Genomic DNA, 12,367 nt, shown 5'->3' with positions numbered 1-12,367 from the left:
ACTGACGAACAAGTCAACGTTCTTGCTTTGTTCGACCGCTCCGCTAGCATCGGCCCGCATCTGCAGGAGGACTGGATGAGCATCGGATATGTGACCATCGGGGCGCACGACGTCGAGGCGGCGCTGCCCTTCTTCGACTCCACGCTGGGCGCCCTCGGTTGGGCGCGCAGCGAACCGTTTCCGGGGTGGGCGTTCTATGGGCCGAAGGACGGGGAGCCCTGTCTGGGCATCTGCCGGCCGTATGATGGCGAGGCGCCCCGCGCGGGCAACGGTATCATGGTCGCATTCAAGGCCGAGACCCAGGATCAGGTGAAGGCCGCCCACACGGCGGCGCTGTCGGCCGGCGGCTCCGACGAAGGCGGCCCCGGTTTCCGCCCGCCCGAGGCCACCAGCGGCTTCTACGCCGCCTATTTCCGCGACCCCGTGGGCAACAAGTACTGCGTCTATCTGGCCAGCTAGGACCACAACGCAAAACGGCCGGGGCAGAACCCCGGCCGTCCGCATCTCGTCGTCTGTCGCGCGCCTAGGCGGCGATCGCCCGGCGGCGGCGGATCATGGCGCCGGCCATGCCGAAGCCGCCGATCATCAGGGCCCAGGTGCCCGGCTCCGGCACGACGCCGAAGGTCGGATCTTGGTCCCAGTCGAACTTCGCCTTGACCTTCAGGCCGTGGTGCTTGCCTTCGTTCAGGCCCAGGAAGCCTTCGTTGAACTCGCCGCCATTGACGGAGAGGGTCATGATGCCCGGCGTGATCAGGTTCGGGTCGTTGAAGCCCCACTGAAGCTGCGCCTGACCGCCGTTGGCCCAGGTCAGCTGGCCGTTTTGCACCAGGCCGAAGAACTCGTAGGAGCCTTGCGTCGTCCCACCGATCACCAGCGGGCCGTCATTGCCGTCCGGCGAGGTGAAGGTGAACTTCAGCGAGATTTGCGACGCCGCGAGGTCGTCCGGGTTCAGGTGGGTCTCGTTCGTGTAGAGATAGAAGAGCGGATCGTACTGCGGATCCTGAGCGGACAGGTCCACGTTGAAGCTCGTCGAGCCGATGTTGTAGACGTTCAGCACCAGGCCCGGATCGCTGGCCTGATAGGTCGTCAGTTCCCAGTTGCCGGCGAAGACGGTCGCATTGGCCTGGGTGGCCGCGAGCGCAAGGCCGGCGGTAGCGGCCAAGGCCGCAACGAATTTCATGCTCATTTTCAAACCCCCGAACAGCCTGCGAGCAGGCCCTGAAACGTAAACAGGACCTTAAGCGCGGCTTTGGCGTGCCGCCAGCACTGACAACTCACAGGGGATTTTTGGCGCCCAATGCAGTTTTGATTGCAACCAGCCCGTCGGCGGCCTTGTCACCGTCGGGGGCCCCGCCTTGGGCGAAGTCGGGACGGCCGCCAGCACCCTGCCCGCCCATCGCCAGGACCCCGGCCTTCGCCAGCTCCGCGGCGTTGAACCTCGCCTGAGCCGCGCCGGTTACGGCGACGGTCACCGCCGCCTTGCCGTCCGCCGTGCCGATGAGGACGATCACGCCGTCGGGGAGCTGCTTCTTGAACTCCTCGGCGATCGGCCGCAGGTCCTTGCCGCCGACGCCGTCCATGACGCGGGCCATCACCTGCACGCCGCCGATGTCTTCGGGACCGGCCGCCGCCCCGCCGCCGCCGCCCATGGCGAGCTGGCGCTTGGCGTCGCCCAGTTCCTTCTCGAGCTTCCGGGCCTGGAGCTGCAGCGCTTCCACCCGCGCCGCCACCTCGGCGACCGGAACCTTGAACTGCTCGGCCAGGCCCTTGGCGACCGCCGCCTGGTCCAGCAGCCAGCGCCGCGCCGCCTCCCCGGTCAGGGCCTCGATCCGGCGCACGCCCGCCGCCACGCCCTGCTCCGACACAACCTTGAAGAGAGCGATGTCGCCCGTCCGCGCCACGTGGGTGCCGCCGCACAGTTCGACCGAATAGGCGCCGTCGCCGCCGAGGGCCTGGCCGAGGGTCAGCACGCGCACGGTGTCGCCGTACTTCTCACCGAACAGGGCCATGGCGCCCGCCTCGATGGCCTCCTGCGGGCGCATGTTCTTGGTCTCGGCCGCGAGGTTCTGGCGGACCACCGCGTTCACCTCGGCCTCGATCCGGTCGAGCTCGTCGATGGTCAGGGGCTGGCCATGGCTGAAGTCGAAACGGATCCGCTCGCCATCGACCATCTGGCCCTTCTGGGTGACGTGCGGTCCGAGGACGTTGCGGAGCGCCGCGTGCAGCAGGTGGGTGGCGGAGTGGTTCGAGCGCGTCGTCGCACGGTTCTCCGCGTCCACCGCCAGGCGTACGCGCGCGCCCGGCGCGAGCGCGCCCTCCAGGATCTCAAGGTCGTGCACGTGCAGGTCGCCCGCCTGCTTCTGGACGTCGGTGACGCGCGCGCGGCCGCCGTCCCATTCGATCTCGCCGCGGTCGCCCGCCTGACCGCCGCTCTCGGCATAGAAGGGCGTGCGGTCGAACAGGGCCTGGACCTTGGCGCCGGTTCCGGCCGTGTCGACCTCGTGTCCTCCTTCCACCAGGGCCAGCAGTTCGCCGGTCGCCTCGGTGTTGTCGTAGCCGATGAAGACCGTGGGACCGAGGCGGTCGCGGATGGCGAACCATTCGGCCGCTGCCGCCACCTGGCCGGAGCCGGTCCAGGCTTCGCGCGCCATGTCGCGCTGACGCTTCATGGCCGCGTCGAACTCGTCGAGGTTCACGGTCAGACCCTTGGCGCGCACCGCGTCCTGGGTCAGGTCGAGCGGAAACCCGTAGGTGTCGTAAAGCTTGAAGGCGGTCTCGCCCGACAGGACGGCGCCTTCCGCAAGGCCGGCGGTCGCCTCGTCCAGCAGGGTCATGCCGCGGCCGAGCGTGCGACGGAACCGCTCCTCCTCCTGTCGCAGGGTCTCGACGATGGCGGGCTCGGCGCGGCGCAGCTCGGGATAGGCCTCGCCCATCTCCTTCACCAGCGTCGGCGCCAGGCGGTGCATCAACGGCTCCTCGGCGCCCAGCAGGTGGGCGTGGCGCATGGCGCGGCGCATGATCCGGCGCAGGACATAGCCGCGGCCTTCGTTCGACGGCAGCACGCCGTCGGCGATCAGGAAACTGGACGAGCGCAGGTGGTCGGCGATCACGCGGTGTGACGGCCTGGCCTCGCCATCGGCCTTCACGCCCGTCGCGTCCTCGCTGGCGGCGATGAGCGTGCGGAACAGGTCGACATCGTAGTTGTCGTGCACGCCCTGCATGACGGCGGCGATCCGCTCCAGCCCCATGCCGGTGTCGATCGACGGCTTGGGCAGACCCGTGCGCGTGCCGTCGGCGAACTGCTCGAACTGCATGAAGACCAGGTTCCAGATCTCCACGAACCGGTCGCCATCCTCGTCCGGACTGCCGGGCGGCCCGCCGAAGATGTGGTCGCCGTGATCGAAGAAGATCTCGGAGCACGGGCCGCACGGGCCGGTGTCACCCATGGACCAGAAGTTGTCGCTCGTCGGGATGCGGATGATCTTGTGGTCGGGCAGGCCGGCGATCTTCTTCCACAGGGCGTGGGCTTCGTCGTCGGTGTGATAGACGGTCACCGTCAGCTTCTCGGCCGGAAGCTGGAAGTCCTTGGTGAGCAGGGTCCAGGCGTGAGTGATCGCCTGTTCCTTGAAATAGTCGCCGAAGGAGAAATTCCCCAGCATCTCGAAGAAGGTGTGGTGGCGGGCGGTGTAGCCCACGTTGTCGAGGTCGTTGTGCTTGCCGCCGGCGCGGACGCACTTCTGCGAGCTGGCCGCCCGCGGCCAGGGCGAGGTCTCGGCGCCGGTGAAGTAGTTCTTGAACGGCACCATGCCGGCGTTGACGAACAGCAGCGTCGGATCGTTCTGCGGCACGAGCGGAGCCGACGGAACGGCGGCGTGGTCGTTCCGCTGGAAGAAGTCCAGGAAGTGGGTCCGGATCTCGTTCAGGCTCGGCATCGGGCTACATTCATCAAGCTGTTGGACAGGTCGCCACCCCCCAGGTGGGGACCGCCGACCCTTTACGAAACCTCGGCCGGACCGCCAAAGGAAAAGGCGCGGCTCGCGGAGAGACGCGGCGCCAAAAAGAAAGGACGCCCGGGGGTGCGCCCCGAGCGTCCAGCCTCCTGAGGATCGCCGGCGGCCCCCGCGTCGGGTGGCTCGTCGGGACGGACCGGGGGTTGGCGGAAAGGCCCGCCCCGGGGCGTGAGCCGCCGTGAAGCGCTCCCTAGAGGGAACCGTCTTCCTCGTCCGCCTCGCCCGGGCTGGGCCCGACCAGCAGTTCTTCTTCGATGACGTCCTTGGCGCCGCGGACCTGCTTTTCGATCTGGTCGGCGATGTCGGGGTTCTGCCTGAGGAATTCGCGGACGTTGTCGCGGCCCTGGCCGATGCGCTGGCTGTTCCACGAGAACCAGGACCCCGACTTCTCGATCACGCCGGCCTTCACGCCCAGGTCGATGATCTCGCCCAGCTTGGAGATGCCCTGGCCGTACATGATGTCGAACTCGACCTCGCGGAACGGCGGGGCGGTCTTGTTCTTCACCACCTTCACGCGGACGTTGTTGCCGACGATCTCGTCCCGCAGCTTCACCGAGCCGGTGCGGCGGATGTCCAGGCGGACCGAGGCGTAGAACTTCAGGGCGTTGCCGCCGGTCGTGGTCTCGGGCGAGCCGTACATCACCCCGATCTTCATGCGGATCTGGTTGATGAAGATGACCAGGGTCTTGGCCTTGGAGATCGAGGCGGTCAGCTTGCGCAGCGCCTGGCTCATCAGGCGGGCCTGCAGGCCGGGCAGGCTGTCGCCCATCTCGCCCTCGATCTCGGCGCGCGGCGTCAGGGCGGCCACCGAGTCGATCACGATCACGTCCACGGCGTTCGAGCGCACCAGGGTGTCGGTGATCTCCAGCGCCTGCTCGCCCGTGTCGGGCTGGGCGACCAGCAGGTCGTCCAGGTTCACGCCCAGCTTGTGGGCGTAGCCGGGGTCGAGCGCATGCTCGGCGTCGACGAAGGCGGCGGTGCCGCCGGACTTCTGCACCTCGGCGACCACGTGCAGCGCCAGGGTGGTCTTGCCCGACGACTCCGGGCCGTAGATCTCCACGATCCGCCCCTTGGGCAGGCCGCCGATGCCAAGCGCCAGGTCCAGGCCGAGCGAGCCGGTGGAGTAGGACTCCATCTCGACCTTGCCCTTTTCGCCCAGCCGCATGACCGAGCCCTTGCCGAACGCCCGGTCGATCTGGGTCAGCGCCGCCTCGAGGGCGCGCTGCTTCTCACCGTCTTCTTTGCCCACGAGCTTCAATGCCGACTGTGCCATGCCATGCACCCTCTATCCCACGATTCCGCCAATCGGACGGGCCCAACCACCGGACCCTTCGCAGGACTCAGACGTACCGGCTTCGTTCTATGTTCGCAACATGTTCTTTTTCGGCCTACGTCCGGATTTGACGTGGCTAGTTTCGGGCGAGCGCGGTGGCAGCCGGCGCCTCCCAGCCGCCGCCTAGCGCCTTGTAGAGAGCCACCACCTGGGTGTTCAGCGTGGTCTGCGCGGCGCTTTCCGCATCCTCCGCCTCGAGCAGGGTCCGCTCCGCGTCGAGCAGAGTCAGGAAGTCCGTGGCGCCCTCGCGATATCGCACGCGCGCCAACTCGGCGGCCCGGCGGGAGGCGGCCGAGCGCTGGGCCAGGCTGGCGACGCGGGACTGGGTCTGGGCATAGGCGACCAGGGCGTTCTGCACGTCCTCCAGCGCCAACAGGACCGTCTGCTCGTAGGTCGCCAGCGCCGCGTCGCTGCGAGCCTGCTGCACGCGCAGCCGGGCCTGGGCGCCGCCGAAGTCGAGGGCGGGCCAGGAGACCGCCGGGGCGACACTCCACATCCGGCTGGCGTCGCCGCCCAGCGACGACAGGTCGCCAGACAGGAAGCCCACGAAGCCGGTAACCGTCACCCGCGGGAACAGGTCGGCGGTGGCGACGCCCACGCGCGCGGTCTGCGCGGCCAAGCGACGCTCGGCGGCGGCCACGTCGGGACGGCGGCGGAGCAGCGCCGAGGCGTCCCCGATCGGCAGGGCCCGCGCCAGCACGCGGCGGGGGCGCTCCGGCGCCAGCTGGGCGTCCAGGGCGCCGGGCCGCTCGCCCACCAGCACGGCCAGCCGATGCGCGGCCTGGGTCGCCTGGATGGTGAAGAGCGGAATGCTGGATTCGGTGGCCGAGAGCGCCGCCTGGGCGCTGGCGACGCCGACCGCATCGCCCAGGCCCACGTCGAAGCGCGACTTGGTCAGGCGCAGGGTGTCGCGCTGGGTCTCGAGGTTGCGGCGGGCCACGGCCAGGCGGTCGCGGGCGCCCAGGTACTCGAAGTAGTTCCGCGCCACCTCTGCGGCGACCAAGACCTGGGCGTCGCGGAGATCCGCCTCAGCCGCGCCCACGTCGGCGCGGGCGGCCTCGACCTGGCGACGGACGCGGCCGAAGAGATCGATCTCCCAGCCGGCGTCGAAGCCGGCCTGCCAGGTGCTGTCCGTGATCGGCGGCCCGCCCGGCTGGGGCGTGCGGCCGTCGGCATAGCCGCCTGACGCCGTGACGCGGGGAAGCTGGTCCAGCCGCGTGTCGCGGAACAGGGCGCGGGCCTCGCGGACACGGGCTACCGCCACCCGCAGGTCCAGGTTTCCCGCCAGGGCGCGGCGCTCCAGGTCGTCGAGGATCGGGTCCTCGAAGGCGGTCCACCACGCCGCTTCGAACGGCGCGGCCGCGAAGCTATCCGACTTGACGGCGAACGTGGCCGGCGGGGTCTTCGGCGTCTCGTAGCGCGGGCCGACGGCGCAGGCGGACAGCAGGAGCGCCGCCGCCAGGGGGCCAATGAGCTTGGTCATCGCAAGGGTTCCTACTCGGCCGCGTGCGGCGCGTCGGCGGCGACGAGGCGGGGGCCCCGGCGGCCGACGGTCCGGCGGATCAGGAGGTAGAAGACGGGGGTGAGCATCAGGCCGAAGAGGGTGACGCCCAGCATGCCGGAGAACACCGCCACGCCCATCGCCCGGCGCATCTCGGAGCCGGCGCCGGTGGAATAGACCAGCGGGGCGACGCCCATGATGAAGGCCAGGGAGGTCATCAGGATCGGGCGCAGACGCAGACGGCAGGCCTCGAGCACGGCGTCCCAGGTCGGGACCCCATGGGCTTCCCTTTCCCTAGCAAATTCAACGATCAAGATCGCGTTCTTGCAGGCGAGGCCGACGAGGACAATCAAACCTATTTGGGTGAATATGTTGTTGTCGCCGCCCACCAGCCGCACGCCGACCAGGGCGCAGAGCAGGCACATCGGCACGATCAGGATGACCACCAGCGGCAGAGTCCAGCTCTCGTACTGGGCGGCCAGCACGAGGAAGGCCAGCAGCACGCAGAGCGGGAAGATATAGATCGCCGTGTTGCCCGCCAGGATCTGCTGATAGGTCAGGTCGGTCCATTCGTAGCTCATGCCGTTGGGCAGGGTCTCCTGGGCGATGCGCGCCATGGCCGCCTCGGCCTGGCCCGAGCTGTAGCCCGGCGCCGGCCCGCCGTTGATCTCGGCGGAGAGGTAGCCGTTGTAGTGCGGCACTCGGTCGGGCCCGGACGTGTGGCGCAAGGTCACGAAGGCGCCCAGCGGGATCATGTCGCCCGCCCCGTTGCGGGTCTGCAGGCGCAGGACGTCCTCGGGATCCAGGCGGAACTTCTGATCGGCCTGCACGTCGACTTCATAAGTCCGCCCGAAGCGGTTGAAATCGTTGACGTATAGAGACCCAAGATAGACCTGCATGGTCTCGAATAGGTCGGTGAGCGACATGCCCTGCGCCCTCGCCTTCTCGCGGTCGATGTCGGCGGTGACCTGGGGCACGTTGATCTGGAAGCCGGAGAAGACGCCGGCGAGGCTGGGCTCCTTCGAGGCGGCCTCCACCACGGCCTGGGTCTGCTTGTAGAGCTCCTCGGCCCCGACGCCGGCGCGGTCCTCGATCTGGATCTTGAAGCCGCCGATCTGCCCCAGGCCCATCACCGGGGGCGGGGCGAAAACCGCCACGTTGGCGTCCTGGATCGCGCCGAACTTGGCGTTGAGCTGCTCGGTCAGGGCGACGCCGGACAGGGTCTTGCCCTTGCGCTGGTCGAAGGGCTTCAGGGTGACGAAGACGATCCCGGCGTTGGGGCTGTTGGTGAAGCCGTTGATGGACAGACCCGGGAAGGCGATGGCGTCCTCGACGCCCGGGGTCTTGAGCGCGATGTCGCTCATCTGGCGGATCACGGCCTCGGTGCGGTCCAGGGAAGCGGCGTCCGGAAGCTGGGCGGCCGCCACCAGGTACTGCTTGTCCTGCGGCGGCACGAAGCCCGACGGCGTGGTGGCGAACATCAGGCCGGTGAAGCCGATCAGCACCACATAGACCGCCAGCGCCGCCTTCGACCGACCCAGCAGGCGCCCCACCCCGCCGACGTAGCCGTCGGAGGCGCGGGCGAAGAAGCGGTTGAAGGGGCCGAACAGCCAGCCGAAGCCGCGGTCGATCAGGCGCTGGAAGCGGTCCTTGGGCGCGCCATGCGGCTTCAGCAGCACCGCCGCCAGGGCCGGCGACAGGGTCAGGGAATTGAACGCCGAGATCAGGGTGCTGATGGCGATGGTCAGGGCGAACTGGCGATAGAACTGGCCGGTCAGGCCGCTGATGAAGGCCGTGGGGATGAAGACGGCGCACAGCACCAGGGCGGTGGAGATGATTGGGCCGGTCACCTCGGTCATCGCCCGGCGGGCCGCCTCGGCGGGCTGCAGGCCGAGCTCGATGTTCCGCTCGACGTTCTCGACCACCACGATGGCGTCGTCGACCACCACCCCGATCGCCAGGACCATGCCGAACAGGGTCAGGGTGTTCAGGCCGAACCCCATCATGTGCATGACGGCGAAGGCGCCCACCAGCGAGACCGGCACGGCGATGAGCGGGATCACCGAGGCCCGCCAGCTCTGCAGGAACAGCACCACCACCAGGACCACCAGCAGGATGGCCTCGGCCAGGGTGTGGGTGACCGCGTCGATGGAGCCGCGGACGAAGACGGTGGGGTCGTAGGCGATCCGATAGTCGACGCCTTCCGGGAAGTCCTTCTTCAGCGTCTCCATGGTCGCGCGGACCTCAGTGGAGATGTCGAGGGCGTTGGAGCCGGGGCGCTGGAAGATCGGCAGGGCGATGGCCGGCTTGTTGTTCAGAAGCGAGCGCAGGGCGTAGCTGTTGGAGCCCAGCTCGACGCGCGAGACGTCGCCCAGGCGGGTGATCTCGCCGGCCGCGCCGGTGCGGATGATGATGCCCCGGAAGTCCTCCTCGTCGCTGAGGCGGCCCTGGGCGTTGATCGCCACCTGGAAGTCTGCGGCCCCGGGCGCCGGCGGGGCGCCGAGCTGGCCGGCGGCGATCTGGACATTCTGCTCGCGGATCGCGCGGATCACGTCGCCGGCGGTCAGGCCGCGGGCCGCCACCTTCTCAGGGTCCAACCAGACGCGCATGGCGTAGGGCCCGGAGCCGAACATCTGCACGTCGCCCACGCCCTCCAGCCGGGCGAGCTGGTCGCGGACCCGGAGCTGGGCGTAGTTGGACAGGTACAGCATGTCGTAGCGCTGATCCGGCGAGATCAGGTGGACGACCATGGTCAGGTCGGGCGAGGCCTTGTTGGTCACCACCCCGGCGCGCTGCACTTCCTGCGGCAGCTTGGGCAGGGTCTGGGCCACCCGGTTCTGCACCTGGACCTGGGCCTTATCCAGGTCGACGCCGAGCGCGAAGGTGACGGTGAGCGTCATCACCCCGTCGGCGGTGGTCTGGGACGACTGGTAGAGCATCCCCTCCACGCCGTTGATCGCCTGTTCCAGCGGCGAGGCCACGGTCTCGGCGATGGTGGCGGGATTGGCGCCCGGATAGACGGCGCGCACCACCACCGTGGGGGGCACGACCTCCGGATATTCGCTGATCGGCAGGCGCGGCAGGGCGATGAGGCCGACCACGAAGATGATGATCGAGAGCACCGCCGCGAAGCGCGGGCGGTTCACGAAGAACTGCGAGAAGTTCATGGACGGAGTCCGGGCTTTGAGGGGATGGCGTCGGTCTCTCGGACCGATCAAATTCGGCGTTCGAGGGTGATCACCCCTCCTCCTCCGTAGGGGGAGGGGGACCATGCGCAGCATGGTGGAGGGGGTGTGCCGGGAGCACCGAGTATGGTCGCTCCCCCTCCACCGTCCTTCGGACGGTCCCCCTCCCCCTACGGGTGAGGAGAAGAGCCTTATTCGGCGCGTACCGCGGATCGGTCGGCCAGGGCGATGCGCGCGGGGCGGGCCTCGACCTGGGCCAGTTCGGCTTCGGGCAGCTTGATCACGGTGCGGGTGGGCGCGACCTTCTGGCCCGGCTTCACCCGCTGGCCGCCGCCGACGATGATGACCTCGCCGGGCTTGAGGCCGCTGCGCACGATCCGCAGGTCGCCGACCCGCGGGCCGACCTCGATGGCCCGGTACTGGGCCACGTCGCCCGGCCCCACGGCGAGGACGAAGCGTTTGCCGAGGTCGGCGGCGATGGCGCGGTCGGGGACCAGGGCCGTCGGCTGCGCCTCCTCGCCCACCAGCTTGATGCGGGCGAAGAGGCCCGGGGTGAACCGGCCGTCGGCGTTCTGGAACAGGGCCCGCCCCTGGATGGTGCCGCTCTGGGCGTTGACGACGTTGTCGACGAACACCAGCCGGCCCTCGTGCGGGTAGCCCTCGTCGGTCATCAGGCCGAGATAGACCGGCCCCGGCCGGCTGCGCGCCGAGGCGGCATAGCGGAGGTAGGTCTGCTCGTCGGCGTTGAAGGTCGCGTAGATCGGGGTGTCGGAGACCACGGTGGTCAGCACGTCGGCGCTGGTGACCAGGTTGCCCGGCGTGACGATGGCGCGCGAGACGCGGCCGCTGATCGGGGCCGTGATGCGGGTGAATTCGAGGTTGAGACGGGCGGAATCCAGCGCGGCTGCGGCGGCGTCCAGGACGGCGCGCTGCGCCTTCTCCTCGGACACCAGGCGGTCGTACTCGCTGCGCGAGAGCGCCTGCTCTTCCACCAGGCGCTCGGCCCGCTGGCGGTTCGCAGCGGCCAGATCGAGCTTGGCCCGGTTCGCCGCCACCTCGGCGGTGAGGCGGGCGACCTCGGCCTGGAACGGGCGCGGGTCGATCTGGAACAGGACCTGGCCCTGGCGGACCACGGCCCCCTCGGTGAAGCGGACGCTGTCCACATAGCCGCCGACCCGCGGGCGGACCTGAACCGTGTCGACGGCCTCCAGTCGCCCGGTGAACTCGTCCCAGGGGCGGAGCGCCCGGGTGACCACGGCGGCGGTGGTGACCTCGGGCGGCGGGGGATCGCCCGCCTTGTCCTGGGCCTGGGCGCCGCAGCCGGCGACGAACAACGAAAGAGCCAGAAGGGCGCCTGTCCGCGCCAGGGTCCACACACGCATGACCGTCTCCGGGAGTGATTTTGCGCCGCAGGGCCCGGCGCTTGAAAACCGGGTCGCCTAGGCGCACATTGAAAATGTGACGAGACCGTTCGGTATCATCTGCGCAATAGATACTGACCGGTCACTCTCACGTCAATGGAAGGACAACGATAAAAATGGGGATGGAAGCTGATCGCAGCGGCGCGGCGGACACCGCCGGCCTCACGCGAAAGTCGGCCCGCGACCGGATCTTCGATACGGCAAAGGAACTGTTCTACGAGCGCGGCATCCGCGCCGTGGGGGTCGAGACCATCGCGGCCGAGGCCGGCGCGACCAAGATGACGCTCTATCGGAACTTCCCGTCCAAGGACGAACTGGTGGCCGAGTGCCTCCGCGAGGAATCGCGCGACGGCCTGGCCTGGTGGGACGAGGTGATCGCCCCCTACGCCGGCGACCCGCGGCGCCAGCTGGAGGCGCTGTTCGAGGGCTTCGCGAACAAGACCTGCGCAGAGAGCCATGGCTGCGCCCTGTCGAACGCCGCGCTGGAGCTGCACGAGCCGGACCATCCGGCCCGGATGGTGGCCGTCGAGCACAAGCGCGAGATGCACCGCCGGCTCAGCGAGATGGCGGCCGCGGCCGGCGCCAAGGACAGCGGCCTCGCCGACGCCCTGATGATGCTGCTGGAAGGCGGCCATGTTTCGCGCGTGACCCTGCAGGAATCCGGGCCGGTCCGCTCCCTGGCCACGACCGCCCGGACGCTGATCAAGGCGTTCCTGGGTTAGGCGGGGGCCGCGGCGGGCCGGCAAGGCCCCCGAAGATGCGGCGAGGTGTTGGAGAGACGGTTTGGCTCTCGCTAAGGGCTGGCTTCGCGCAACATCCACTCTGCGGCGGGACGCCAATTTCGGCCTCCGACCCGGTGACCTTTACCTCCCCTGCGAAGCGGGGGAGGGGGACCACGGGGCGAGGCCGGCGCAGCC

8 protein-coding genes are annotated in these 12,367 nt (G+C 69.3%); 2 read left to right on the top strand and 6 right to left on the bottom strand.

From position 1 onward, the window contains the following. Nucleotides 1-75 precede the first annotated feature (75 nt). Nucleotides 76-459: a VOC family protein gene (locus A2790_RS02865; protein WP_293387394.1), complete on the top strand. Its 384-nt coding sequence runs from the start codon at nucleotides 76-78 to the stop codon at nucleotides 457-459. Between the two features lie 64 nt (nucleotides 460-523). On the opposite strand, the gene A2790_RS02860 is transcribed toward A2790_RS02865, so the two are convergent. From A2790_RS02860 to A2790_RS02835, 6 genes are all read right to left on the bottom strand, one after another. Beyond that, complete coding sequence (locus A2790_RS02860) at nucleotides 524-1,180, bottom strand: PEPxxWA-CTERM sorting domain-containing protein (RefSeq protein WP_293387392.1); 657 nt, start codon at nucleotides 1,178-1,180, stop codon at nucleotides 524-526. Nucleotides 1,181-1,274: 94 nt separating this feature from the next. Next, nucleotides 1,275-3,932, bottom strand: a complete 2,658-nt coding sequence (gene alaS, locus A2790_RS02855; protein ID WP_293387390.1) for an alanine--tRNA ligase — start codon at nucleotides 3,930-3,932, stop codon at nucleotides 1,275-1,277. 268 nt (nucleotides 3,933-4,200) lie between these two features. Then, complete coding sequence (gene recA, locus A2790_RS02850) at nucleotides 4,201-5,283, bottom strand: recombinase RecA (protein ID WP_293387388.1); 1,083 nt, start codon at nucleotides 5,281-5,283, stop codon at nucleotides 4,201-4,203. A gap of 136 nt (nucleotides 5,284-5,419) precedes the next feature. Then, nucleotides 5,420-6,826, bottom strand: coding sequence for a TolC family protein (locus A2790_RS02845; protein WP_293387386.1), 1,407 nt, complete (start codon nucleotides 6,824-6,826; stop codon nucleotides 5,420-5,422). Between the two features lie 11 nt (nucleotides 6,827-6,837). Further along, nucleotides 6,838-10,011, bottom strand: coding sequence for an efflux RND transporter permease subunit (locus tag A2790_RS02840; RefSeq protein ID WP_293387384.1), 3,174 nt, complete (start codon nucleotides 10,009-10,011; stop codon nucleotides 6,838-6,840). A 209-nt stretch (nucleotides 10,012-10,220) separates the two neighbouring features. Continuing rightward, on the bottom strand, nucleotides 10,221-11,411 hold the full coding sequence (locus tag A2790_RS02835; protein ID WP_293387382.1) for an efflux RND transporter periplasmic adaptor subunit: 1,191 nt from the start codon (nucleotides 11,409-11,411) through the stop codon (nucleotides 10,221-10,223). 161 nt (nucleotides 11,412-11,572) lie between these two features. On the opposite strand from A2790_RS02835, the gene A2790_RS02830 reads away from it, so the two are divergent. Continuing rightward, the gene (locus A2790_RS02830) at nucleotides 11,573-12,172 is read left to right on the top strand and encodes a TetR/AcrR family transcriptional regulator (protein ID WP_293387380.1); all 600 of its coding nucleotides are present in this window, start codon (nucleotides 11,573-11,575) and stop codon (nucleotides 12,170-12,172) included. Nucleotides 12,173-12,367 lie beyond the last annotated feature (195 nt).

Origin of the sequence: Phenylobacterium sp. RIFCSPHIGHO2_01_FULL_69_31 (genome assembly GCF_001824475.1) — a bacterium.
GTDB lineage: Bacteria > Pseudomonadota > Alphaproteobacteria > Caulobacterales > Caulobacteraceae > Phenylobacterium.
Note: the sequence above shows the minus strand (reverse complement) of the source record. Positions and strands in the feature narration are given on the sequence as shown.

Excerpts from the sequence above, each read along its gene's own strand:
- A2790_RS02865 (WP_293387394.1), top strand. The coding sequence starts at position 76 with ATGAGCATCGGATATGTGACCATCGGGGCGCACGACGTCGAGGCGGCG.
- A2790_RS02860 (WP_293387392.1), bottom strand. The coding sequence starts at position 1,180 with ATGAAATTCGTTGCGGCCTTGGCCGCTACCGCCGGCCTTGCGCTCGCG.
- alaS (WP_293387390.1), bottom strand. The coding sequence starts at position 3,932 with ATGCCGAGCCTGAACGAGATCCGGACCCACTTCCTGGACTTCTTCCAG.
- recA (WP_293387388.1), bottom strand. The coding sequence starts at position 5,283 with ATGGCACAGTCGGCATTGAAGCTCGTGGGCAAAGAAGACGGTGAGAAG.
- A2790_RS02845 (WP_293387386.1), bottom strand. The coding sequence starts at position 6,826 with ATGACCAAGCTCATTGGCCCCCTGGCGGCGGCGCTCCTGCTGTCCGCC.
- A2790_RS02840 (WP_293387384.1), bottom strand. The coding sequence starts at position 10,011 with ATGAACTTCTCGCAGTTCTTCGTGAACCGCCCGCGCTTCGCGGCGGTG.
- A2790_RS02835 (WP_293387382.1), bottom strand. The coding sequence starts at position 11,411 with ATGCGTGTGTGGACCCTGGCGCGGACAGGCGCCCTTCTGGCTCTTTCG.
- A2790_RS02830 (WP_293387380.1), top strand. The coding sequence starts at position 11,573 with ATGGAAGCTGATCGCAGCGGCGCGGCGGACACCGCCGGCCTCACGCGA.